16 protein-coding genes are annotated in these 24,502 nt (G+C 60.2%); 11 read left to right on the forward strand and 5 right to left on the reverse strand.

Features of this window, described 5'->3' with window-relative positions:
• Positions 1-112: 112 nt before the first annotated feature.
• Positions 113-1,474, forward strand: coding sequence for a Gfo/Idh/MocA family protein (locus BGE01nite_RS14780; RefSeq protein ID WP_146851255.1), 1,362 nt, complete (start codon positions 113-115; stop codon positions 1,472-1,474).
• A gap of 416 nt (positions 1,475-1,890) precedes the next feature.
• On the opposite strand, the gene BGE01nite_RS14785 is transcribed toward BGE01nite_RS14780, so the two are convergent.
• Positions 1,891-2,895 (reverse strand): L,D-transpeptidase family protein, encoded by a 1,005-nt coding sequence (locus tag BGE01nite_RS14785; protein WP_146851256.1) that lies wholly within the window; start codon positions 2,893-2,895, stop codon positions 1,891-1,893.
• Between the two features lie 426 nt (positions 2,896-3,321).
• Here BGE01nite_RS14785 and BGE01nite_RS14790 point away from each other — a divergent pair, with 426 nt between their 5' ends.
• The 8 genes from BGE01nite_RS14790 (at position 3,322) to BGE01nite_RS14825 (ending at position 10,899) form a co-directional block, all read left to right on the forward strand.
• On the forward strand, positions 3,322-4,629 hold the full coding sequence (locus tag BGE01nite_RS14790) for an adenylosuccinate synthase (RefSeq protein ID WP_146851257.1): 1,308 nt from the start codon (positions 3,322-3,324) through the stop codon (positions 4,627-4,629).
• Positions 4,630-4,752: 123 nt separating this feature from the next.
• Positions 4,753-6,180, forward strand: coding sequence for an esterase/lipase family protein (locus tag BGE01nite_RS14795; RefSeq protein ID WP_146851258.1), 1,428 nt, complete (start codon positions 4,753-4,755; stop codon positions 6,178-6,180).
• 359 nt (positions 6,181-6,539) lie between these two features.
• Positions 6,540-7,070, forward strand: coding sequence for a DUF4142 domain-containing protein (locus tag BGE01nite_RS14800; protein ID WP_170266803.1), 531 nt, complete (start codon positions 6,540-6,542; stop codon positions 7,068-7,070).
• Positions 7,071-7,266: 196 nt separating this feature from the next.
• On the forward strand, positions 7,267-7,989 hold the full coding sequence (locus BGE01nite_RS14805; protein WP_146851260.1) for a hypothetical protein: 723 nt from the start codon (positions 7,267-7,269) through the stop codon (positions 7,987-7,989).
• Between the two features lie 119 nt (positions 7,990-8,108).
• A complete protein-coding gene (locus BGE01nite_RS14810; protein WP_146851261.1) occupies positions 8,109-8,528 on the forward strand; it encodes a hypothetical protein in 420 nt (139 codons plus the stop codon).
• Between the two features lie 4 nt (positions 8,529-8,532).
• Positions 8,533-8,853 carry a hypothetical protein gene (locus BGE01nite_RS14815; protein ID WP_146851262.1) on the forward strand — a complete coding sequence of 107 codons (321 nt, stop codon included), beginning with the start codon at positions 8,533-8,535 and terminating at the stop codon, positions 8,851-8,853.
• The gene (locus BGE01nite_RS14820) at positions 8,850-10,127 is read left to right on the forward strand and encodes an amidase (RefSeq protein ID WP_146851263.1); all 1,278 of its coding nucleotides are present in this window, start codon (positions 8,850-8,852) and stop codon (positions 10,125-10,127) included. Before BGE01nite_RS14815 ends, BGE01nite_RS14820 begins: the two co-directional genes overlap by 4 nt.
• Before the next feature lie 4 nt (positions 10,128-10,131).
• On the forward strand, positions 10,132-10,899 hold the full coding sequence (locus BGE01nite_RS14825) for a tetratricopeptide repeat protein (protein WP_146851264.1): 768 nt from the start codon (positions 10,132-10,134) through the stop codon (positions 10,897-10,899).
• Between the two features lie 446 nt (positions 10,900-11,345).
• Here the strand turns inward: BGE01nite_RS14825 and asnB are convergent, their stop codons facing one another.
• From asnB to BGE01nite_RS14845, 4 genes are all read right to left on the reverse strand, one after another.
• Positions 11,346-13,313 (reverse strand): asparagine synthase (glutamine-hydrolyzing), encoded by a 1,968-nt coding sequence (gene asnB, locus BGE01nite_RS14830; RefSeq protein WP_146851265.1) that lies wholly within the window; start codon positions 13,311-13,313, stop codon positions 11,346-11,348.
• A 76-nt stretch (positions 13,314-13,389) separates the two neighbouring features.
• Positions 13,390-13,833, reverse strand: a complete 444-nt coding sequence (locus tag BGE01nite_RS14835; protein ID WP_146851266.1) for a DUF2383 domain-containing protein — start codon at positions 13,831-13,833, stop codon at positions 13,390-13,392.
• 92 nt (positions 13,834-13,925) lie between these two features.
• A complete protein-coding gene (locus BGE01nite_RS14840; protein ID WP_218032997.1) occupies positions 13,926-14,510 on the reverse strand; it encodes a DUF3341 domain-containing protein in 585 nt (194 codons plus the stop codon).
• A gap of 38 nt (positions 14,511-14,548) precedes the next feature.
• The gene (locus tag BGE01nite_RS14845; protein ID WP_146851267.1) at positions 14,549-15,151 is read right to left on the reverse strand and encodes a DUF4142 domain-containing protein; all 603 of its coding nucleotides are present in this window, start codon (positions 15,149-15,151) and stop codon (positions 14,549-14,551) included.
• A 277-nt stretch (positions 15,152-15,428) separates the two neighbouring features.
• On the opposite strand from BGE01nite_RS14845, the gene BGE01nite_RS14850 reads away from it, so the two are divergent.
• Entirely contained in the window at positions 15,429-23,147 is a 7,719-nt protein-coding gene (locus tag BGE01nite_RS14850; protein WP_146851268.1) for a type I polyketide synthase, read from the forward strand.
• Positions 23,144-24,493 (forward strand): condensation domain-containing protein, encoded by a 1,350-nt coding sequence (locus BGE01nite_RS14855; protein WP_146851269.1) that lies wholly within the window; start codon positions 23,144-23,146, stop codon positions 24,491-24,493. Before BGE01nite_RS14850 ends, BGE01nite_RS14855 begins: the two co-directional genes overlap by 4 nt.
• The last annotated feature ends 9 nt before the right edge of the window (positions 24,494-24,502 follow it).

Below are 24,502 nucleotides of genomic sequence, written 5' to 3' on the forward strand. Positions count from 1 at the left end.
CTCCCCAGACCTCCGCAGTTCCCCAATTGCCCCAGATCGATTTAACTCTCGACACACGTTTCCTCACTCCGCTAAAAGCCCGGTCAGCATCGCCTTCAGCCCAACCCCTGCCATGAAACGAGTCCCCTACACCAGCCGTCGTCAGTTTCTCGCCCACTCCGCCGCTGCCATCGGCTTCCCCACCATCGTCCCGGCCTCCGTCTTCGGCCAGAACGCCCCCTCGAACAAGATCACCATGGCCGTCTTCGGCTGGGGCATGATGGGCCCCAGCAACACCAGCAAATTCCTCCAGGAGCCCGACTGCCAGATCGTCGCCGCCTGTGACATCGATAAGCGCAATCTCGAAAAAGCCCTCGGTACCATCAACGGCGCCTACAAGAACCAGGACTGCAAAGGCTATCACGATTACCGCGAGCTCATGGCCCGCAAGGACATCGACACCGTCATGCTCGCCATCCCGGACAACTGGCACGCCCTGACTTCCATCGAGGCCGCGAAGAACGGCAAGGACATCTACGGTGAAAAACCGCTCGCCCGCACCATAGCCGAGCAGCAGGCCATTGTCCGCGCCGTGCAGAAGCACAACCGCATCTGGCAGACTGGCTCCTGGCAGCGCAGTGAGGATAACTTCCGCATCGGTGCCGAGATCGTCCGCAACGGCCTCATCGGCAAACTCACCCGCGTCGAGGTCGGCCTCCCCGCTGGTCACAACGACTTCGCCAAAACCGGCGACAAACGCAGCGTCACCCCGCCACCTGCGGAGCTCGACTATGAGATGTGGATCGGCCCCGCCGCCATGCAGGACTACATCGAGTGCCGCGTGCATAAAAACTGGCGCTGGGACTACAACATCGGCGGCGGCCAGCTCCTCGACTGGATCGGCCACCATTGCGACATCGCCCACTGGGGCATGGATATGGACAGCTCCGGCCCCAGCCTCGTCAAACCCCTCCAGGTGGACATGCCACCGCGCACCGACATCTGGAACACCGCCACTAAATACCGCGCCGAGGCCACCTACGCCGGAGACATCACCATGATCATCGCCGGCGGCCATGACGACATCGCCATGGGCACCAAATGGATCGGCACCGACGGCTGGGTCCACGTCAACCGCGGCAGCTATGATGCCTCCAAACCCGAGCTCAAAAAGATCATCAAAAAGCGCGAGGGCGACAAAGTCGTCGAAGGCTCCGCCGCCCCCAAATTGGGCGATGACGTCATCAAGCACCGCCTCTACGCCACCCCCGGCCATCACCGGAACTTCCTGGACTGCGTGAAGAGCCGCAAGCCCACCGTCACCCCCGTCGAGACCGCCCATCGCAGCGCCACCCCAGGCCACCTCGCCCTCATCTCCTTCCTCGTGAACCGCCCCATTAAATGGGACCCCGTCAAAGAAGAAATCATCGGCGACCCCGAAGCCTCCAAACTCCTCACCCGCGAATACCGCGGCCCCTGGAAACTGGAAGCTTGATCAATCTCGTTGGTTCGGCGGCAGATCACAGCAGATCCGCCGCCGAACCAAGGTTGCTTGCACGTCCTGCACATCGCATCGTCCGCTCACCCTCTCCAGAGCAGAGCCGGAAGCTTGCTCCGTGGAGCGCGGCGCTTCAGCCCGCAGCAGGGTGATTCGCTTCGTGAGTCGCGCCCCTTCATTTTGGGCTTTCGACTCGGAGGTTCCAAAGGCCTCGATCAACATTCACATTGAGGCCTGCGCTATCATTACGTTCTCTCCATGAGACGCTGTAGGAATCTCTTACACGCGTTAATCGGCAAATATTGTTAGGTCAATGCAGATTGGATGTGGCCGTTTGTCCCCGGACAAGCCTGGCGAAACAAATCCCTTCTCGCTGACTGATCGAAAAGTCCTCCGATCCCCGGTGCCGCCACCTATTGGATCGTCACCGCCATGCCTTTCTGAACCAAGGTATAAAAAGTGGCGGCGTCCCAGTTCGAAAGCCGGATGCAGCCGTGGCTGCCTGCCCGTCCAATCGTTTCTGGAAATGATGTCCCATGAATGCCCACACCTGGTCTGTTCAGCCCCGTCCACAAGACACCGACGGGACTGTTCGGGCCCGGTGGAAGGTTATAAAAGGTCTCGGTCCTGACACCCCTTTTCAACACGCCTTCATCATAGCGATACCAAGGCCATGGCACTGCGCCGGTGATTTTCCATTCACCTAGAGGAGCTGGATGCTCCTGAGATCCAGGAGTCAGAGGAAACGCTGCAAGCAATCGAGATCCGTCCGTCACTCGTAGCATGCGGAGGCGTGTGTCCACCAGCACCCGCCGTGTCTCGACAACGGACGCTGGTGGCCGGGCATAACCAGAAGGATAGTTGACCACTCGGAAAGGTCTTTGGATGTTGGGCACACGGATGACCTCCTCGGCTGTCAAGGCATCCACGGAACGCCCGGCATTCAGTTCCGTCACAAACGCCACCGTCGTATGAAAACGCTCCGCCAAAAGCTCGCTGAGCCGCGTGTAGGGAAGGCTCTTTTGCTGCGCCTGATCCACGGGCTCCACGGCCATGGTGCCGAGTCTGCCCAGATCATCCGCCGTCACCGCATAATCGGTGTAAGGGGTGATCGAACTCACATCCGGCACCACATTGGACGGCATGTTCTGCGACTGCTGATAAAGCGCCAGCGCCTTGCGGGTGAACTCGCCTTCGTGCCCGTCCACCACCCCAGGCCCGAAGTTCCGGCCATCCAGGAAGATCTGCAGTTGCACCGTCTTGTTCCGCGCTGTCGGGTCAGCTTGTGGCTCGGAGACTGGGCGCGTCGCGCACCCGGTGAGGGCGAAAAGGCTGATGACAAGAATGGCTGCCAGAGACGTCTGGATGGCACCAAGCGCCGAACCAGTCTGTAGGCAATGAAAGTGGAAGAATGTCATGGCTCTATAGCATCACGGCGCGAATCATAATGAAAATGGATCGATGTCATCGGATCTATGAGAGTGGAGGCTTCACTGCGCCTGCGCGCCGCCTCGATCTCAGCCAGTCCGCCGTGAGTTCGTAAATTCAACGCCTGGAATCCCTCTTGGGTTGCCGCCTTTTCACACGGACCAGCCGCAGTCCGGCCAGGTTCTAGCATCGTGAACGCTATTGTTTGCGGGCAGAAAGCTCCGCAGTGGCTGCTCCTTGACGAAATGCTTCGGGGTGGGTGCGTATCGCCGTGTTTCTTGACAAAAGGCAGTTTCGTTTAAAGATAGGCGCATTCTCGCCACGGCACTTCCGCCAGCGACTAAACCTTACATCCAGCCGCCGAGTCCTGTCGAAGGGCGGTCAGGATTCACCCGGCAGGGTGGAGGATTATAGTTGTGTCAAATGTCACGGTCGTAGGAACTCAATGGGGCGATGAAGGCAAGGGCAAGGTCATTGACTGGCTCGCCACTCGCGCAGACATCGCCGTCCGCTTTCAAGGCGGCAACAACGCCGGGCATACCATTGCCGTCGGCGATAAAACGTACAAGACCGCGCTGCTCCCATCCGGCGTGGTGCAGGGAAAGCTCTCGATCATCGGCAACGGCGTCGTGGTCGATCCCTGGGCCTTGCTGGATGAAATGGAGCGCGCCCGCTCCGTGGGCCTTTCGGTCACCCCGGAAAACCTGGTTATCTCCGAAGCCGCCACCGTCGTGCTGCCGCTGCACCGCGAACTCGACCTCGCCCGCGAAGCCAGGGCAGGGGACAAAAAGATCGGCACCACAGGTCGCGGCATCGGCCCCGCCTATGAAGACAAAGCCGGTCGTCGCGCCATTCGTTACGCCGATCTCGCCGATCCCTCAGCACTGCAGGATCGTGTCGAGCGCCTGCTCGCTCATCACAACCCCCTGCGCGCAGACCTTGGCCTGCCAACACTGACGCCTAACGAAGTATTGTCACCCTTGCTCGAGATCTATCCCAAGTTCGCCGCGCACATCCGCCCGGTCGTCTGGCGCATGATCAATGAAGCCATCGCCAGCGGCCAGCGCGTCCTCTTTGAAGGCGCGCAGGCCGCCATGCTGGATGTCGACCACGGCACCTATCCCTACACCACCTCGTCCAACACGGTCGCAGGGCAGGTGTCCGCAGGTGCAGGCGTCGCCTCCACCACCATGGGCCGCGTGCTCGGCATCGTCAAAGCCTACACCACACGCGTTGGCTCAGGTCCATTCCCCACCGAGCTCCTGGACGAAACCGGCGAGCGCCTCACACGCGGTGCTGCGGGTGGCCTCGGTGCCGAATACGGCACCAACACCGGTCGTAAGCGCCGCTGTGGCTGGTTTGATGCCGTCCTCGTGCGCCAGGCCGTGGAGCTTAGTGGAGTGACCGGCATGGTCCTCACCAAGCTCGATGTACTTGATGGCTTCACCACCCTCAAGATCTGCACCGGCTACCTTCTGGACGGCGTGAAGATCGACTATCTCCCCGCACGCCTCAGCGATGCGCTCCGCCTGGAGCCCATCTATGAAGAGTGCGATGGCTGGTCTGAAAACACCCAGGGCATCCGCGAGTGGGACAAACTCCCCGCTGCCGCACAACGCTACGTCCGCCGAATCGAAAAGTTGGTTGGCGCCTCCCTCTACCTCCTCGGCACCAGCCCGCAGCGTGATGACACCATCGTGCTTCGGGATCCCTTTCGAGATTGAGCAGCACCGCCAAGGTTCATGCTTGCTGTCCTGGCTTCACCCAGGACAGCAAGCGGTCACGCACATGTTTTTGTGTGAGAAATGATTTACTTGCGGGTGCAGACGGCCCTGACTTCATGGCCCATGCCCGCAACACATACCGTCATCATTCACGGCTGGTCAGATTGCTCGGAGTCCTTTGTGGCTCTCAAGAAGTTCATGGAGGGCAGTGGCGTCGCCAACGTCGGCACCATCTTCTACGCGGACTATGAATCGCGGGAGGACAACCTGACCTTTGATGATGTCGTTGATGGGCTGAATGATGAGTTCATCAAGCAGGGCTTCATCGACAAAGGTGGCCAGCCCTTGGTCAACCTGAACGTCGTCGTGCATTCCACCGGCGGATTGGTGATCCGCCACTGGATTTCCCGCTATTACCTGGACTCCAAGGCGAGCCGTGACCTCTGCCCGGTCAAACGCATCATCATGCTGGCTCCGGCGAACTTCGGTTCTCCGCTCGCTCATCGCGGCAAATCGTTTCTCGGCAGCCTTTTCAAAGGCCGGTGGAAGATCGGTGATCTTCTTGAGGTCGGCCGTCAGTTGCTGGACGGGCTGGAGCTTGGCAGCCCCTATCAGTGGCACCTCGCTCATCTGGATCTGCTCAGCGGCCTGGAGCCTTACAGCGCGGAGCGCATTCAGGTGACCATTCTGGTGGGCGCCAAGGATTACGATGGAGCGCGTGGCTGGATTAACAAGCCTGGCACGGATGGCACCGTGGTGATTGCCGGCACCTCGCTGAACGCTCTCAAGCTCACGCTCGACTGCACCAAGGGCAAAGGAGAAGGAGACACTTACACGCCTTATGAATGGAGCGCCGAAGATCCGGTGGATGAATACGCCTGGGCCGTTTTGCCGGGTCTGGATCACGGTGGCATCGTCGATAGTGCCGCGACCAAAGGCACCCTGGCCGCAGACATGCTTCTTGAAGCCTTGAGCTGCAAGACACCTGCCGCTTTCAAGACCCTCTGCACTCGTGCAGAGAAGATCACGGTGGACACTTACGCGCAGACTCAGAAGCCCAGGTTTCAGCAGTTCGCCGTTCGTGCGGTGGATGATCAGGGAAACCCCATCCTGGACTTCACCCTCGAGTTTTTCATTCTCAAAGCCTCCAAATCGACCAACGGCATTGCTCGGGACTCCAAGCTTTCAGACGCCGAGCAGGACTTCAGCGACGAGGCGCAGAAGCTGCTTTTGGGAGAGGTCCACACTCACTCCCAGGATCCAAGTCATCGCAGACTCCTGGTGGACACCGGCAAGCTCAAAAGCCTGCTCTCGAATGCAGCCACTCTGCTGGCTGAGCCCGTGACGCTTTCGATGCGGGTGTATGTTCCTCGTATCGATGGCGGCATTTCCTATGCAGTTGATCAATTGCAGAATGTCGTCCTGCACCACACGGGGGCGAAGACCAATGCGCCAGCCTTCCTCTTTGAGAACACCACCACCCTCTTGGAAATCCAGGTGAACCGGGTGAACACCTTTGTGACGGTGGGGAAAACACCTCGCAAGCATTGAGCATGCCCGCTCATGACTGGGCCTGACAGGCGTTGAATGGCGGGCGCGTGCAGAGCGTTTTGCATGATGCCATAAGGTGTCCGGATGACCTGCTTATCAGGAGGGGCTTCCTGCGTTCATGGATCAAGGTCATTCCATGAACACATTAAATGTTAATAAGTTTGCATTCTGTTGGTAATGAGTAGTTTGCAACTATTGTTAGGTCATTGTTTTGTCCGGAATCCGATCCTGGTTCAAGAGGTGGGTAGTTCACCCCATGGAATCCTTTTGGAGACCCTCTAGCGTGGTCCCATGACGCTCGATTTGGTGTCATGTCACAAACACTGATAACCGAACAAACCTATAACCAACAATACGCTATGAAAACACTATCCACTACCCTCTTCTCCACGGCCACGCTCGCCATGTGCGCACTGCTCATGCTCGGTGCCCAGGTCCGTTCGGAAGAAAACAAAGCAGGTCTCACCTCCGGTGAGGTCTCCTTCATCAAGCAGGCCGCTGCTGACGGTCAGGCTGAGGTGAAACTCGCCGAACTGGCCATGAAAAAAGGCGCGAGCGCCGATGTGAAGGCCCTGGCAGAAACGCTGGCGGCTGAGCACATCAAAACCAATGCAGAACTGACCCAGTTCGCCTCGGCCAAGAGTGTGGACATCTCCGCTGTGATCGACCCAAAGGCTGCTGACAAGTTCCAGGACCTGGAAAAACAGGGCACCGGCACCGACTTCGACAATGCCTACATCGACGAAGTCGTGGCCAGCCACAAGAAGTGCATTGATGCCTTCGAGGACATCTCCAAGGACACCAAGAATGCCGAGCTGAAGGCCTGGGTCGACAAGACCCTCCCCGGTCTCCGCGCCCACCACGCCAAAGCCAAGGAACTCGACAAATAACTCCACCAATCACTGAGCAGGCGCCGCCTCTGAGAGAGGCCGCCTCCAGTCACCCCCAGGGTGGCAGTAGCGCTGAAACACGCGCCGCTGCCACCCTTTTTGTTGGGGGGCTGCCCTCTGGGGCGGGCCTTCTCCTGAGGCAAAGGTAGGGGTATACCCCATGGCAGATTCACACGTTTCCGGGCAGGTTTGCCCCATGAATGCAGTACCCAACGACGTTTTGAATGCCGAAACCCTCAGCAAACTCGAAGTCGGACTCCGCACAGATGCGGACCAGTTGGTCGAGTTGGAGGACAATCTTCTGCGTACCCTGAGACGCGCCCGGGACCTGGGCGCCGAGTTTGGCTCCCCCGGAGACTGGAGCGCTGCCTGGCGCCACCAGTGGGACCGTGTGGAGGCCATCCTCCAGCGAATCCGCGCACGTGTGAACGAGATGGATCGTTCCATCCATAGTCATGAGCCCGGGCGGCTCGATGATGCCCATGCCGCATGGGACGCGCTGGCGAAAGATGACGCCGAGCTCCTGCAAGCCCTCGCCGCCCTGCGTGAGCAGGCCATCGGCCTGAACGTCGGCGCGCAGGATGAGTGGAAGGACATGGCCCCCCTCATGGAAGAGCATCTGGAGAGAATCCACGCCTGTGCCCATTCGCTCCGTTGGAAGCTGGAGCTGCTCCGCGTGCATTCCAAAGAGGAGGTGGACGACATTGTGAACACGGTGCTCAGAGGCCAGCCTCACCGCACGGATGAAAGCGGCCAGCAATGGGAGGAGAAAGCCCAGGCCTATCTCCAGGCTGAGAAAGAACTCGGCAAGGAGAACCACACCTACCTGGGCGTGATGGACATCATCAAGGGCATGTTCCTCTGGGTGGAAAATCCGGACGAGCGTGTACAGAAAAAGGAGCAGCCTGTTGCTGACTGAAACAGGCGCTGGGGACATCACCCCACATCTCTAACCCGGAGGGGGCGCGTAACAGATGAGCACAAGCATCATTCCGCGATCCCCGCGGGTCTTCCCATCACTTCAGCATTCTCACACCCATGATCAAAGACACCTTTGCCGAGACTTCCCGCCCGTTGACTTCCGATGAGGCACCCGATGCAGTTCAAACCGCCGTGGACGCGACCAGGACCTGCGTTCAGGACACGCTGGCTCACACCGGCCACTACGTGCGGAGCCATCCCGTGCCGGTTCTCCTCGGCGCGCTTGCCTTCGGCGTGGCCGTCGGCTGCGCGCTGGCCGTGGGTAGCCGCCGTGAGGAGACCCTCCGGGAAAAGCTTTCCGACCAGAAACTTTCCAAGTTTCGTGATGCGCTCCTCGAGGCCTTGCAGCCCGTGTCCGCCCATTTGAAGGATGACTATGCTTCCGTACAGAACTGCGTGGACAAGACCTTCTCCAACGGCAGCCACACTCTCGCGGCGCAGCTCGGTCGCTTCGGTCGCAACCTCAAATTCTGGTGAACCCATGAACTCCTTTGCATCAACATCCCCCGAACCCAGCTCCGTGGAAAAAGACGTTCTTGCCTTGCTTAGCGATGGCCGTCAATGTCTCAAGGAAGGCTATGAAGCCTGTGAGCAGAAAGTGCGTGAATCTCCCACCACCTCCATCCTCACAGCGGTTCTGGCCGGTTACTGTCTCCATCGCCTTCCACTGCGCAGCATCATGATCGCCAAGGTCCGCGTGCTCTCCGCATTGCTTCCTCCTGCAGTCTTTATCCTGGGTGCAGCGAAGGTTTTGGAACTTATTCAGAAACCTGGACGTAGTGAGAGCGCAAAGATCCCATGAGAGGCCAAACCACGATCACCACGCTGATGCTGGCAGCTTTTTTGACAAGCTGCCTTTCCCCCGAACAGAGACGCCTCAACCGCTCTCGCGAGCACGTCTTCATCCACTACTGGCCTCCACCCAAAGGTGATGGGGAGATCCGGCTGGCAGTGAAGGACAACATCGACGTGAAGGGGCATGTCACTTCCGCTGGATCCGAGTATCTGGCGAAGAACAGCAAGCCAGCTTCCCGGGATGCCCCATGTCTGGCCTACGTCCGCAGACCTGGCGTGCGCATGGTGGGAAAGGTGAATATGACTGAGTTCGCCGTCACCGTTTCGGGTGAAAACCGCTTCTTCGGCAGCCCGCTCAGCCAGCTGGACGGGAAGAATAAAGTGATTCCTGGCGGCTCGTCGAGCGGCTCGGCCATGGCCGTCGCCACCGACATGGCAGACATCGCCATCGGCACAGACACGGCGGGTTCCATCCGCGTGCCAGCCGCCTGCTGTGGCGTGTATGGCCTGAAGACGACGTATGGACTTATCCCCATCAAAAATGTGGTTCCCATCTCACCCAAGTATCTCGACACCGTGGGTCCCTTGGCAGGAGATGTGAAGCATCTTGTGAAGGGCATGGACCTGCTCAAGCCAGACTTCGCCGCTCGTTACAAGCGCGCTGTCGCAGAAGAGCCCCTAGCCCGGCACATCACCATCGGACGACTCTATCTCGACGGAACAGATCCTGAGATCGACAAAGCCATTGATGACAAGCTCAAGGCCAAAGGCTTCCGCATCGTTCGCTTGAACGACAGCTTTAAAGCGAAGTGGAAGCGTGCGGACTCAGACGGTGCCACCGTGGCACGGGCTGACACCTGGCTTACTGACCAAAACTACGCCGACAAGAAAGGCGTGAGCCTTCTCACCAAGCTTGTGATCATGTCCGGTGAGATCGACTACAAGCTCGGTTACAAGGCCGCTCTGAGCCGGAGAGCTGCCTGGCAGCGGGACCTCCGCAATATCTTCCGTCAGGTGGATTTCATCGCCCTGCCCACCTTGCAAGGCATGCCCCCCAAAATGCCATTCTGGGGATCTGACGCCGTCTTTGAGCTGCGCGTGTTCAGCATGCAGAACACCGTTGCCGTGAATTTTGCCGGCAATCCCGCGCTGGCCATCCCGATCGACATGCCGTCCAAAGACGGTAAAACCCACCCAAAGACAAGCCTCCAGCTTGTCGGCCCCCGTCTGAGTGAAGCTCAGCTCCTGAACGCAGGCCGCATCCTCGAAAAGAAATCCTAAAACCATGATACGTTCCTATTTTCTCCGCCTGGCGGTCGCCGCCTCGCTCCTGCTGACCTGTTCGTCCGGTCTGGCCCAAACGGCTCCTGAGCTTATGGCGGCGGGTGATGTCTATGATGCCCAGTTCAAGGGCGCGGAGGCACTCAAATACTACCTTCCCGCGGAGAAACTGGAGCCCAAGAACGTCGCCTTGCTCGTGCGCATCGCGCGCCAGTATCGCCATCTCCTGACTGACGCTTCCTCAAAGGAGGACAAGCTCAAATACGGCAACATCGCTCTCGAGTACGGCAAACGCGCCGCTGCCCTGGCTCCGAAGGATTCCGATGCCCAGCTTTCCTGTGCCATCACCTATGGCCGCATGCTGCCACACATGGCCACGAAGGACCAGGTCGCCTCCATCCCGCTGATCAAGACCGGCGCGGAGCGCGCCATCGCCTTAAATCCAAGTCATGAAAATGCCTGGCATGTGCTGGGCCGCTGGCATCAGGTGCTCGCGGACATGGGCATGGTGAAGCATGCCCTCAGCCGGCTGATCTATGGCGCACTTCCCACCACTACCAATGAAGAGGCGGTGAAGTGCTTTGAGCAGGCCATCGCCATCAATCCGCGCCGTCCTCGTCACTACATTGAGTTAGGTCGCACCTACGTCCAGATGGGCAAGACCGCCGAAGCCCGCAAAGCCCTCGAAAAAGGCCTGAAGCTCCCCGACCTCGACAAAGACGACACCGACCTCAAACCCCGCGGCCGCGAAGCCCTCGCCAAGCTCCCTTGAGTCTAACGAGTGTTACAATAAATCGCAGGCGCGCCGCTGCCCGTACGTTGTTCACGCTTCAGCGTGTTCAATGAACTTCAAAGACACCGCTAAAGCGTGAACAACGTACCTCTGCGCCCCAGCTTCAAAGAGGAAACTCCAAAATATTCAAAGCAGCGGCAATCAGGGGCTTCCGTTCAGGGCATCTGCGCACATCTGCGTTATCTGCGGTTAAAATTCAGGGGTCTCCCTCGACCTAGACAACCCTCCAAACACACGCAAAAGCCAGGAAGACAAGGCTCCCGTTCATACCATCTGCGCATCTCTGCGTTATCTGCGGTCAAAATTCAGGGGTCTCCCTCGCCTGGATAACCCTCCAAACACACGCAGAAGCCAGGACGACAAGGCTCCCGCTCAAAGCATCTGCGCATCTCTGCGTTATCTGCGGCTAAAAATTCAGTGTCTGCCTACACCTTCTCCCGCACCACTGCCGAGCTCGGCAGATCCGCCAGAGACCCCTCAATGAACGTGTGATGCCAGAGTTGCGTGGCCACCACCGCCGCAAGCCCGATCTCCACCGACAAACGCGGCAGCGAACCTGGCTTTAAGGTCTTGTAAGCCTTCCGCCAGTGCTTCACCTGCTCGATGTCAAAGTAACCTGTGCGGCGCAGTGATTCATCACTGACGAGTTCACCCACAAACTTCGGCTCGGGCTCGATGTGGAAGCTGTCCAGCGGCGCGCGGAAGATCACCTTGTGCCGGCGTGCGATCTCTTTCGGTAGCCAGCGCTCCGCCACCAGTCGCAGCAGATGCTTGTCACGCATGCCATTCAGCTTCCAGCGCGGGTGCAGCTTGGAAGCGAAGTCGAACACATCCTCATCCAGGAACGGATAACGCACCTCGACGGATGAATTCATGGCCACACGGTCACCCTTCGCCTGCAAGAGGTGTCCGGCCAGTGTCACTCGCGCTCCCACCCACAGACTACGGTTCAGCGGACTCCATTTCGTCGCTCGATTCAGATCAATGCCCAGCTCTTCCCAGGGCCGTGCCTTCGCCAGCACCTCGCGCATCGGCTCCGCATAGAAGCGCAGCTTCGAAAGCGCCAGCATGCCATAACTGTCGATCCACGCATTCGGACCGCCGACCGCCGTCTCCCATTGCTTGCGGCTTTCCGGCGGATAGTGCGGGATCTTGTTGAGCTTGAGAAACGCGCGTCGTGCCAGATCGCTCAGCCTCAAGCCAGGAATCGAATCCATCGCGTTAAACATCTTCGCGATTTTATACCACGGATACCCGGCCAGCCATTCGTCCGCGCCTTCACCCGTGAGCACCACCTTCTGCCCATTCTGGTGCACCTTCCGCGCCAGCAGCATCAAGGCAGCGCATGAGGTGTCGATCACCGGCGCCTCCGCCGCATGAATGAGCTCGGGATAATTGTCCAGCGAGTCACTCGAGCGAAACTCCTGCACCATCGGCGGCTTCGCGCCAATGTGCCTGGCCGAAAGGTTCGCCGCGCTGAGTTCATCCAGCCCAGGATCATCCACCCGCACCGTGTAGGTGTTGATGGAGTTGCCTTTGAGCTTGCAGGCCATCGCCACGATCATGCTGGAGTCCAGCCCGCCGGAGAGATAGGCGCCCACCGGCACATCCGCGCGCAGACGTCTTTCCACGGCCTTCATGAGCAGATCTTCGAACTGATCCACCAGCTTGCGCTGATCTGTCTCAGGGTTCTCATCACCCTGATCCGGGAAATCCATTTTCCAATACGCACGCTCCTGAACTGGCTCCGTCTGCCCTGGAGTGACTTGCAGATAGTGCCCCGGACTCAGAAGCTGCACACCTTCAAAGCAGGTCACCGGACCAGGCATGGCCCCGAAAGTAAAAATGTGGTCCAGGCCATGCAGGTTTGCTTTCGCCGGGACCATGCCAGAGGCCAGCAGTCCCTTGATCTCCGAGGCAAACAGCAGCCACTCTCCCTGGCGCGACCAATACAGCGGCGCGATGCCGAAGCGATCTCTTCCCAGCGTCACCTGATGCCGGTGCACATCATACAGCGCCACGGCAAACTGCCCGCGCATGCGCTCAAACATGCCCTCTTTGCTCTCTTCCCACAGATGCGGGATGATCTCCGTGTCACAGTTTGTGTGCAGCGTATGCCCGCAGCCCACCAGCTCCGCGCGCTTCTCCGGGAAGTCGAAGAACTCGCCGTTGAAGACTGTGTAGGCCGTCTTGTCCTCATTGCACATCGGCTGCTGCCCGTCCGTGATGCCGACGATGCTCAGCCTCCGGTTCACCATCGTCACACCCGGCCGCCGGAAGAAGCCCTCCTCATCCGGCCCGCGATGCGTGATCGCACGCGACATTCTCTCCACCACGCCTTCCGGCACTTCACGTCTTCCGACCAGGTCAATCATTCCAGCGATGCCACACATAGAGTTTTGGTAAGTTCAAACGTGGCAGCGATGCCAGTGTCTTCGGATGGGGTTTGGATAGCCTAACAAAGGATGTCTAATTGACCCGGTCGCGCCGCTGCTGCAGTTCGATCAGGTGCGTGGAAAGATGGGGCAGAAGTGTCTTCCGGATCAATGTTTTAAATTCGGGCGTCACATCTTCATTTGCCAGCGCATTCTCATACTGGCTGATGCCGTGTGACTCTCCAGCTTGGAGTATCCTCAGGGCAGGGGACTCGCCAAAGAGCGTCGCGGCTCCCTCCAGAGCCTGTACAAACCCTCCCCAGACACCGGAACCTGTGGACGGCTCCGCGCCCAGTTCCGCCGCGAGTTTCTGCAGCTCATAGACGTTCTGCTGGTGGTTACCGCGGATGCGCTCCAGCTCCAGGTCCACCCGGTTGTCATCAAAGGCCTCGATGGCCTGCGTGTAGGTTTCCACGGCAGAAACTTCGCCGCGAAGCAGTTCATTGCAGATATCAATGGTGGGGTCGGTGGCAATCATGGCAGATATAAATAAGTTGTTCCGATGCTAGGAGTGGCACCTGACCTTCTCCATGGGGTGAAACCCGAAATCATTGCTTATCTCTACGCCTCTCACAGCACTGGAGGCGGCAGGATCTCTCTAGGAAAGGGTGCTTCCTCGTCCCGCAAATGCACGCTTGGTGTGGCCGCCTCCTGGCTTACGCAGATGTCCTGCGCGCCATTGCGTGTGAGGATCTCTGTGGCCTGTTCGATCTGCCCGGACGTCTCTGTGTGCACAGAGAGGAGGATGTTTCCCTCCTGCAGCATGCCTTCATAGCGCTTCGCCTCGATCTCCGGGATGCCCATCCCGATCAAGCCGCCCGTGATCCCGCCCACCGCGGCGCCGATGGCCGCACCGCTGAGCGCCGCCATGATCGGACCGGCGGCGATGAACGGCCCCGCACCCGGAATGGCCAGGGCGCCAATGCCGGCGATCCAGCCCAGCGCTCCTCCCAGCACGCCACCCGTGCCTGCACCTGCGATGGCGCCTTCCGGAGCCTTCGTGTTCATCTCATGCGCGAATTCATGGCTCGTGCTTGTGTCTGCAAAAAGCGCGGAGATGTCATTGCTCAAAAAACCGGCCGCCTTGAGATCATCGACGATGCGGTCCGCCTGGTCCCGGGACATGGCGATGCAGAAAACTGATTTTTTGGACATGAGGAGTCGTCCTTTCGGAAGGTTGTCGCGATGACCGTTCAACGGTAATATCCAGCCCCCACGGCGGGCGCGCTCGAGTAGGAAGCCGGTCCCGCCGTCGCCACAATGCCCGTGCCCAGTCCATGGAGCTGGCTGTGCTGGGCCCTCAGCATCTGGATCGTGTTTTCTGCCCAGCGCTTCAAGTCCACATCCTGGGCGTTCCTGGCAGCCTCCTCCAGCTTGCTGACCCGCTGCTGGTGGCTGTTCTCCACCTCGGCGAGGAAGAGCCGGTCAAACTCAAGCCCCTCCGCCTTCTCCAGCTTGCGCAACCCATCGCCATTCGGGCTCGGCAGCGTGGCTGGCAGCTCGAACTCCTTGTGCGCGGCCAGGAGCTGGAGGTCGGTGTCCAGCTTGGTCTGTTCCGTGACCATCGTGGCTGCGTAAAGGCGGATGTGGTGGCTCTGCGCCTTCTGCGCGCCCAGCTCGCCCACCTTGATCGCGGCCGCTCCTGCCCCCGCCTCATGCCGTACAATCTCCCCATCCCGTGAGCTGAGGAGCCTGCTTTTATCTTCCCCTTGGAGATTCTGGCTAACCAAGAGCATGACTCCGAAGGTCAGCAGCAAGGCAGTCACCTGATTTCGTGGAATAACTTTTACATTCATGGGGGTCAAGGTTTTCCAGGAGATCGGCTTTCGACCCCAAGTTAGGCTTGTCGCTCATGTTTTAGCCATCGGGCAGGACCCGTATTGATAGGTCCGGCACCGCCCATGCGTTTTGCCCGACTTGGCCCTTTTTTTGGGCCTTTTTGGGTGTCAAAACTGACCCAAAAATCGACCTCCCGACCCTCCTTTCAGGGTGACTTTTCCCTGGGGACCTGATACGTCGGTAGGGTTTCACCCCATATCCACAAAAGGCTATGGTTACGTACCCCTCTTCGACATGTCCAATTCTGTTCATCCCGCTCATCAGTCCCCGTCCCCTGTTTCTTCCACTCCCGCTAATGATCAAGAAGGGGTAGCGATCATCGGAATCGGTTGTCGTTTCCCGGGTGGAATCAATAACGTCGACGCTTTTTGGAAGCTCCTGGAAGAGGGGCGTGACGCTGTCGTCGATGTTCCTGCCGACCGCTGGAACGTCGAGCGCTTCTACGATGCTGAGCCAGGCATCGTCGGCAAATCCATCGCCAAGAAGGGCGGCTTCATCGAGGGCATCGACCAGTTTGACCCCCAGTTTTTCGGCATCTCTCCCCGTGAGGCCCCTTACATCGACCCCCAGCAGCGTATCCTATTGGAGACTGCTTATGAGGCCATCGAAGACGCCGGCATCGTGCTCGACCTCGAAAAAGGCACGGACATGGGCGTGTTCGTTGGCATCTCGCACAACGACTACCAGGGCCTCCAGCACACCGCCACAGACCGTGTGGGCATCAGCTCCCACACCCCTACCGGCAGCGCGCACAGCATCGCGGCAAACCGCATTTCTTACTGCCTGAACCTCAGCGGCCCCTCCATCGCCATGGACACGGCCTGCTCCTCCGCCCTGACCGCCGTCCATGTCGCTTGCGAACACCTGCTCGGTGGCCGCTGCAAAACGGCGCTCGCCGGTGGTGTGACCATCATGATCACTCCGGACGGCTTCATCGGCTTCTCGCAGGCCGGCATGCTCTCCCCGGAAGGCAAGTGCAAGGTCTTCGATGCCTCCGCGAACGGCTTCGTCCGTGGTGAGGGCGCCGGCATGGTGCTCTTGAAGAGGCTCTCGGATGCCATCGCGGATGGAGACCCCATTCACGCCGTGGTCAAAGGTTCCGCCGTGAACTCCGATGGTCACACCACCGGTATCTCTCTGCCTAGCGGTGAAGCCCAGGCCCGCCTCGTGCGTGAGGCTTGTGCCGTCGCTGGCATCAAGCCATCCGAGATCGGCTATGTCGAGGCCCACGGCACCGGCACTGCCGTCGGTGACCCTATCGAGGCTCATGCACTCGCCGAAGCTCTTTGCGAAGGCCGCGCGGAACCCCTCAGCGTCGGCTCGGTGAAGACAAACCTCGGCCATCTGGAGACAGCCTCGGGTGTCGCCGGTTTGGTGAAAGCCGCCCTCGTGCTCAAGCATGGCCGCATCCCTGCCAACCTGCATTTTGAGAATCCGAATCCGCACATCGATTTCGAAGCTCTGAAGCTGAAGGTCTCCATGGGGAATGAAGATTTCCCGGCCAAGTATCCCGTCCGCATGGCGGGTGTGAACTCCTTCGGTTTCGGTGGCTCGAATGCCCACGTGGTCCTCGCCGAGGCACCCAAGAAGACGTCGCGCTCTCATGCCGTTGTCGAGACAAACCGCGCCTGGCCGCTGGTGCTCTCCGCACGTTCTGAAGAAGCCCTGCGCGCCTATGCCTCGCAGCTCAGCTCCTGGCTGGACGATCACTCAAAGTTGAATGGCAGCTCGCCGCTCATGCCGGATGTCACCTACATGCTCGGTGCACGGCGTAACCATCATTCGTATCGCCTCGCCTTCACCGCCAGCTCGCTGGGAGAGGCCGTGCAGGAACTCAGCGCCTACGCCAAGGGCGAGCCTGGACCGCGCATGCGCAGCTCATTCACCCCGCGTGGTGAAAAGGCCATGCGCACTGTCTTTGTCATGAGCGGCCAGGGCCCGCAATGGCAGGGCATGGGCCTCGAGCTCATGCGCAATGAGCCGGTCTTCAAAAGCATGATCGAGGCCTGTGACGCCGCCATGCGTCCCTTTGCACGGTTCTCGCTCATCGATGAACTGAACCGTCCAGATTCCGAGACACGCATGCAGCAGACGGAAGTCTCGCAGCCTGCCATCTTCGCCATGCAGATGGGCCTTGCGGCTCTCTGGCAGTCCTGGGGCATCCAGCCTGAAGCTGTGGTCGGTCACAGCGTCGGTGAAGTCGCCGCAGCCTGCGTTGCTGGCATCCTCACCTTGGAACAGGCCGCGAAGATCATCGTCCTGCGCGGACGTTTCATGGATGAGTGCCATGCAGACGGCGGCGGCATGCTCGCTGTCGGCATGAGCCCTGAAGAGGCGCAGGCCATCATCACCAAGCATGATCGCACCGTCAGCATCGCCGCCTTCAATGGTCCGCGCTCGCTCACGCTGTCAGGCTTGAAGACCTCGCTGAAGCTGATCGCAGACGAACTGGAAGCCAAAGGCGTCTTCGCCCGCTTCCTGCAGGTGAGCCATCCCTTCCATCATGCCATGATGCAGCCTGCGGCCGATGCGCTGCATGAGGCTCTCAAAGACCTAACACCAAGTGCGGAAAAGATTCCGTTCTTCAGCACCGTCACTGGCAAGCGCCATGAAGGCGCCGCCTGCGTTGCCGGACATTGGTCCAGCGGTGTGCGCCAGCCGGTGGAGTTCTCCTCCGCCATCGCGGCTGTCGCTGAGTTCGGCACAGATGTCTGGCTTGAGATCGGCGCGCATCCCGCGCTTGTCCGTTCCATTCAGGAGTGTCTCGAAGGCAAGGGCAGCAAGCCTTCCGTGCTCGCTTCCGCACGTCGTGAGCGCGAGCACGAGTCCCTGCTCGATACCGCCATCGATCTGCATCTCGCCGGTGTGGTGCTTGACTTCAAGTCGATGACTCCTTCACGTCGTCATCTGGCTCTTCCTACCTATGCCTGGAACAAGTCCCGCTGGTGGAATGAGTCTCAGGACATGTCCGAAGGCCGCCTCGCTGCTGGCGGACGTGGCTTGCTGGACATCCGTCTCGCACGCGCCGTGCCGACCTGGATGACACGTCTGGACAACCGCCACATGGCGTTCCTTCGCGATCACCGCGTGGAAAACATGATCATCTTCCCCGCCGCAGGCTTTGTGGACATGATCCTCGAGGCCGGTGTGCAGCTCTTCGAGGGCAAGGCCTTTGCCGTGGAGGACTTCGAGATTCGCAAGCCGCTCATCCTTCCTGATCCACCGACAGGTGTGCTCATGGAGCTGACCTATGATCCGACCGAGCGCACCTTCTCCATCCAGAGCCGCATGGGCTCGGGGGCTTCCTGGTCCACTCACGTGGTCGGCAGCATGCGCGGTGAGCGCACCGAGTCCTCCTTTGGAACCTCGACCTGGGAAGCCTCGAAGCTGGCCAATGTTCCGGTGGATGAATTCTACGCCCACATGTCTGACATGGGCCTGCGCTACGGCGAGGAGTTCCGTCCGATCCGCGAGCTCTCCGCTGAAGAGGGCAAATCTTCGGGCCGTGTGTCCTTGGGCAAGGCGGTTGCGCCTCGCGCCGGTGAGTATCCGCTGCATCCTGTGCTCTTTGACGGCGCGCTGCAGGTCTTCTCCGCAGGCGCTGCCACGGTGGAAAGCCGCACCGCTGGCCTCCGTCTGCCTGTCCGTTTTGACCGCATCCTCTTCCTGCGCACTCCGGGTGCCTCCGGTTTGGTGAGTGCCCGTGTGCGTCAGGCCAATGATGAGTTGATCGATGGTTGCATCGACATCTACGACGAGAGCGGCAAGCCTTGCGTGCGTGTCGATGGCTTCCGCGCGATCAGCGTGGAAGGTGCCAAGCGCACCGGCAAGGGTGGCAAAGGCCGTGACATCACCTACCACGTCGCCTGGGAAAACCGTCCGACGGGCAAGGCCGTGGCTTCGCCTGCACCTGTGCCGCTCACACAACTGCGGGAAGTTGCACAGAAGGCGCTCGACGAAGTGTTCGACATGCGCGGTCGCGAGAAACTGAATGCGGCAAGCTCTGCCGGCGATGAATTGACCGAGGCCCAGATCGCCAATGGTCTGCGCAGCATGGGAGCGGAAGGCAAATTCACCGCCCAGTCGCTGGGTGTCTCCCAGTCCATGCGCCGTTCCTTTGTCCAGTTGATGGACAATCTGGTGAAGGAAGGTCTGCTGACCCGGGAAGAGGAAGGCTACGCAACAACCCCGCGCTTCACCCAGCGTGCTAACTCCATCGCGCAGCTTCTCGGTGACAGCATCAACAAGTATCCCGGTCACTTGCCCGAGGCCATGCTTTGCGGTGCCACCTGTGCGGAACTCGGGCCGATCATGCGCGGTGAGAAGGAAGCTATCCAGGCTCTGTTCACCACGGGCGGCGCTGACTTGCTGGAGCAGTTCTACGGCGACGGTCCTGTGACCAGCCCATGGCTCGGTGCCATCGCCGCTGCGGTGGTGGAGGCTGGCCGGAAGCTCCCTGAAGGTCGTGGTCTCCGCATTCTGGAGATCGGCTCAGGCACAGGCGGCCTTGCCTCGCAGGTCGTGCCGTTGCTGGAGCGCGGTCTGCATACCTATGTCTTCAGTGACGTCTCCGCCTCCTTCTTCCCCACGGCCAGGCAGAAGCTCGCCTCCTATCCAGAAGTCGACTATCAGGTCTATGACCTCGAGAAGAGCGGTGCGGAGCAGGGCTTTGAACCAGGCTCATTCGACATCATCCTCGGCACGAACGTCATCCATGCGGTCAGTGATGTGAAGCGCTCGCTGGGTCATATCCATGAGCTCCTCGTGCCAGGCGGCAGCCTGCTGTTTGTCGATGTCGGCAGCCCTCACCTTTGGTTGAACGCTGTCTTCGGCCTAACCAGTGGTTGGTGGAAATTCACGGATCGCGAATTGCGTCCGCATCATCCGTTGCTTGAACGTCAGCAGTGGGAGCAAGTCCTCGCTGAGAGCGGATTCAGCGAGACTGCATCCCTCGCAGGCCTGACCCGCACGCATGGTGGCGAAAGCCTCATCGGTCTCATGGCCCGCAAGGAGTGGTCAGAGCCGGCCAAGGCATCTACGGAGGCTGTTGAAGCTCCCGCCCAGAAATCCTGGCTCGTGCTCGCGGATAGCGCAGACCTTGGCGAAAACCTCGCCATCCAGCTCCGCCTTAGTGGTGCTCGCTGCCGCATCGCGCGCCGTGGCAAGGAATACACCTCGGATGAGGGAGACTCCTTCACCGTCCGCGCGGACGTGCCGGAAGACTGGACCCTTCTGCTGCAGGAATGCGCGGAGGAGCTGCCTGAGCGCATCGTCTACCTCTGGAGCCTGGACGAGTCGAACCCGGCTGATGAAATGCTTGGCACCGATGCCTTGTTCAACCTCACTCGTGCCCTTGAGGTCGCCCTTCCACCTGCTGCCAAGCTGAATCTGGATGTGGTCACCCGCGCCGCCCAGCCTGTCGGCCGTGATCACAAGATCGCTCTCGCCCAGGCACCGTCCATCGGTCTGATGCGCGTCATTGCGAACGAGCATAACAACTTTGCCTGCCGCAGCATTGACCTGCCGCCTGCAGCCTCTTCGGCGGACAATGGCATCATCTGGAACGAACTGCTCCAGCAGGATCCCGAGCGCGAAGTCGCCTTCCGTGGCGAGGCCCGCTATGTGCGCCGCATGAGTCGTGGTCTCCAGCCGCGTGAACAGGTCCTGGGCCGCGATGTCGCCCTCCGTCTGGAGTCCCGCGAGCGTGGTCTCCTCGACTCCCTGCGCTTCACACCTTACGTCTCGCCGCCTTGTGGCCCAGGTGAGGTGATTCTCGAAGTGAAAGCCGCTGGCATGAACTTCCGTGACGTGCTGAAGGCACTGGCCCTCTATCCTGCCGAAACGGCGGATGCCCGCATCTTCGGTGACGAGGTCGGCGGCATCGTGAAGTCCGTCGGCTCGGCGGTCACGCACGTGAAACCCGGAGACAAGGTCTTTGGCCTCGCGGTGTTTGGTCTTGCGACCGAAAGCATCGCCCGCGGCGGTGACGTGCGTCGCATGCCTGAAGGTTTGTCCTTTGAGGAAGCGGCCACCATTCCGGTGGTCTTTATGACCTCCTGGTATGCGCTGAAAACAGTTGCGAATGTGCAGCCTGGCGAGCGTGTGCTCGTGCATGCAGGTGCCGGCGGTGTCGGTATGGCGGCTATCCAGATCGCTCATCATCTCGGCGCGGAAGTCATCGCCAGCGCGGGCAGTCCCGCCAAGCGCGCGCTTCTTACCACGCTGGGTGTGAAGCACGTCATCGACTCACGTCGTGGCGACTTCGCGGAAGCTGTGATGGAACTCACCGATGGTCAGGGTGTCGACGTGGTGCTGAATGCCCTCGCGGCCGAAGCCATCCCGATGGGCCTCTCCTGCCTCGCTGAGTTCGGTCGCTTCATTGAGATCGGCAAACGTGACATCTACCAGAACAGCCGTATTCCGCTCTGGCCGCTGCGCAAGAACGCCTCCTTCCACGTCGTGGCCATGGACGGCATCTTCAATGGCAGTGAGAAGAAGACCAGCCAGATCCTCGAGACCGTCGCTGATCTCGTCGAGAAGAAGGCCTTGAAGCCGCTGCCTTATCGCGCGTTCCCGGCCTGCCGTATCGACTCCGCCTTCCGTTTGATGGCGGGTGGCAAGCACACCGGCAAGGTGCTCGTCTCCTTCCCTGAACCATTCATGGTTAGGCGCGGCGAGCCTCTCACACCTGCGTTTGAGGTCAAGCCGGACGGCACTTACCTGATCACCGGAGCCTTCGGTGGCTTCGGCAGGGTCCTCGCCGAGTGGCTGGTCGAATGCGGTGCGAAGAACCTGGTCCTCAGCAGCCGCAGCGGCGCTTCCACACCGGAAGCGGAAGAGTTTTTGGTGAAGCTGCGTGACCGCGGTGTTGATGCGCTCGTGGTGAAGGCAGACTCCGGCTCGCCGGAGGATGTGAAGCGCCTGCTCGCCGAGATCAAGAAAGCCGGGCATCCGCTGAAAGGCATCTTCCACCTCGCCATGGTGATCGATGATGCCCCGATGGCTGTCCTCAATCGTGAGCGCATGATCAAGGTCATCGCACCGAAGGCTCAGGGTGCCTGGCTGCTGCATGAAGGAACTCTGGGCATGAGTCTCGATTGCTTTGTCATGTTCTCCTCGGTGGCGAGCACCTTCGGTAACTTCGCCCAGGCAAACTATGCTTCCGCGAATGCCTTCCTGGATGCCCTTGCCCATCACCGTCAGACGCTGGGACTTCCAGCCTTGGCGATCAACTGGGGCGCCCTCGGTGGTCAGGGCTACGTGGCCCGTAATGAGCGCGTGGCCGAGTATCTCGCCCTCCACGGCACGATCCCGCTGAATCCGAATGAGGTCGTGTTCCTGGTGGAGCAGTTCCTGAACAACGGTGCCACCCAGGCGGTCGCCTTGCGCGCCGACTGGTCCAAGTGGCGCGCTGCCTATCGCGGCGGCCAGGAAAGCCCGCTGCTGGAAAACATCTACGCCGCTGGAGTCGAGGCTCCGGAATCGAGCGGTGCCAAGAGCGACTGGCGCGTGAAGATCGAAGCCGCATCGGCTGCGGATCGCGTGACCGTCATCGGTCAGGCCGTGTGTGATGTGGTGGGTGCCGTCCTTCGCGTGAAGCCGGAAGGCCTCCGTTTGGATCAGCCGCTGACCGACCTCGGGCTTGACTCGCTTATGGCGGTGGAGATCGAGAACTCGATCGAAAGCTCGATCGGTGTGGCCCTGCCTCCGGCCAGCCTCATGCGTGCCCGCACCATCGGCCAGATCGCCAATCTGATCGCCGAGCACATGGGCGCCGCGCCTGCGGCTGCTGCGGCAGCACCTGTCGAGGTGAAGCCTGCGGCGGCGGATGACGTGGATCTGGATGCCATCTCCGATGACGAACTGGATCAATTGCTCGGCGTGGACACTCCTGCGACCCAGGAGAGCCCTGACCTTGCGAAGAAGGCTGCCAAGGCGGAGGTTCGCGCATGACGATCCCGGCGAATGATGACAGACGTGAGCGGCTGAAACAGTGGCTGAGCAGTGGCAAGGCCTCGCTGCATCCGCTCTCCTTCCCACAGCGCGAGCTGTGGGAGGCCTCGCCTGCACCGGTGGCGGACCCTTCCAACACCATCTGCAGTCTCATCGAGATCAAAGGACCCATCACCGAGAAGGATTGCCGCGCGGCCATGCAGCTCGTGGTGAACCGCCACGAGGTCATGCGTCTGTCCTTCCTTCCTGGCAAAGGCCAGGCCGTGCAGATGGTGCAGACGGAAAGCGAGCCCGTCATGGGCTTCCGGGATGTGCCATCCACATGGAGTCTGGATGACGTTGCCGCAGGGGCGCAGGAAGTCTTTGAGACGCCTTTTGATCTGGTGAAAGGGCCTCTCTATCGCCTGGAGGTCGTGCGGCGCGGGCCGAGCGACCATGTGCTGGTCGGTGCCATGCACCACGCCATCTCAGACGGTTGGACTCTGTGTAATCTGGTGCAGGATCTCTACTCCGCTTATGTCCAGGTCATGCTGGGGGTAAAGGATGGTCTGCCGCCTGTGCCGATGTCCTACATGGCCTGGGGAACTGCGGAGCGAGCCACCTGGCAGCCAGCGCTCCTCGCGCAACGCGCTGCCTTCTGGAAACCTCACCTTGAAGGTTCCAAGGATCTCTTTGCGAATCGTCTCACTTCTCCTGTGGAGTCACATCGCCTGCAGCGTCGTGCTCTCCACATTCCAGCGGAGCTCGGTGTCGCCGTGCGTGACCTTGCACGTCGCACCGGTGGCACGCTTTACAGCACCTTGCTCACCGCCTTCCAGATTACGCTGTCACGCTGGACCGGTGAGACTGACATCGTCGTCGGCACACCCATCGCCAACCGCACCCGTCAGGAAGTGCGTGAGACCATGGGCTACTTCGCCGGCGTGGTGCCCATCCGCGGACAGGTGGATGAAAGCCGTACCTTCTCGGACAGCCTGCGCGCCGTGCATCAAACCACGGTCGATTGCTTCTCCAATGTGATGCCGTTTGCCGAACTGGTGAGTGCCGTCAATCCGACGCGCATCCCCGGACGCAATCCGATCTATCAGGTGCGCTTCGCTCTGCAAAACCAGCCCATGCCGGACATCTCCGTGGCAGGCTTCTCCGCCAAACTAAAAATCTACTCCACCGGCACTCCTCGCTTCGACCTCGCTTGCGAAGTCACAGAAGAAGGTGATGCCATGGAAGTCGCCTGGCTGTTCCGCCAGGAAGGTTTTGAAGCCTCCGAGATCGAGCATCTTCACGCGCAGTATCTGTCCATCCTCACCTCAGCATGTGCATCACCGGACACCCCTGTGGCCTCCTGATCTGAATCC

It is taken from the genome of Prosthecobacter gellanilyticus, from assembly GCF_007992435.1.
GTDB classification, from domain to species: domain Bacteria; phylum Verrucomicrobiota; class Verrucomicrobiia; order Verrucomicrobiales; family Verrucomicrobiaceae; genus Prosthecobacter; species Prosthecobacter gellanilyticus.

Bases quoted from the DNA above. Each gene is read 5' to 3' on its own strand.
- BGE01nite_RS14810 (WP_146851261.1), top strand. From the start codon at position 8,109: ATGATCAAAGACACCTTTGCCGAGACTTCCCGCCCGTTGACTTCCGAT.
- BGE01nite_RS14805 (WP_146851260.1), top strand. From the start codon at position 7,267: ATGAATGCAGTACCCAACGACGTTTTGAATGCCGAAACCCTCAGCAAA.
- BGE01nite_RS14835 (WP_146851266.1), bottom strand. From the start codon at position 13,833: ATGATTGCCACCGACCCCACCATTGATATCTGCAATGAACTGCTTCGC.
- BGE01nite_RS14845 (WP_146851267.1), bottom strand. From the start codon at position 15,151: ATGAATGTAAAAGTTATTCCACGAAATCAGGTGACTGCCTTGCTGCTG.
- BGE01nite_RS14820 (WP_146851263.1), top strand. From the start codon at position 8,850: ATGAGAGGCCAAACCACGATCACCACGCTGATGCTGGCAGCTTTTTTG.
- asnB (WP_146851265.1), bottom strand. From the start codon at position 13,313: ATGTGTGGCATCGCTGGAATGATTGACCTGGTCGGAAGACGTGAAGTG.
- BGE01nite_RS14785 (WP_146851256.1), bottom strand. From the start codon at position 2,895: ATGACATTCTTCCACTTTCATTGCCTACAGACTGGTTCGGCGCTTGGT.
- BGE01nite_RS14825 (WP_146851264.1), top strand. From the start codon at position 10,132: ATGATACGTTCCTATTTTCTCCGCCTGGCGGTCGCCGCCTCGCTCCTG.
- BGE01nite_RS14840 (WP_218032997.1), bottom strand. From the start codon at position 14,510: ATGTCCAAAAAATCAGTTTTCTGCATCGCCATGTCCCGGGACCAGGCG.
- BGE01nite_RS14850 (WP_146851268.1), top strand. From the start codon at position 15,429: ATGTCCAATTCTGTTCATCCCGCTCATCAGTCCCCGTCCCCTGTTTCT.
- BGE01nite_RS14780 (WP_146851255.1), top strand. From the start codon at position 113: ATGAAACGAGTCCCCTACACCAGCCGTCGTCAGTTTCTCGCCCACTCC.
- BGE01nite_RS14815 (WP_146851262.1), top strand. From the start codon at position 8,533: ATGAACTCCTTTGCATCAACATCCCCCGAACCCAGCTCCGTGGAAAAA.
- BGE01nite_RS14855 (WP_146851269.1), top strand. From the start codon at position 23,144: ATGACGATCCCGGCGAATGATGACAGACGTGAGCGGCTGAAACAGTGG.
- BGE01nite_RS14800 (WP_170266803.1), top strand. From the start codon at position 6,540: ATGAAAACACTATCCACTACCCTCTTCTCCACGGCCACGCTCGCCATG.
- BGE01nite_RS14795 (WP_146851258.1), top strand. From the start codon at position 4,753: ATGCCCGCAACACATACCGTCATCATTCACGGCTGGTCAGATTGCTCG.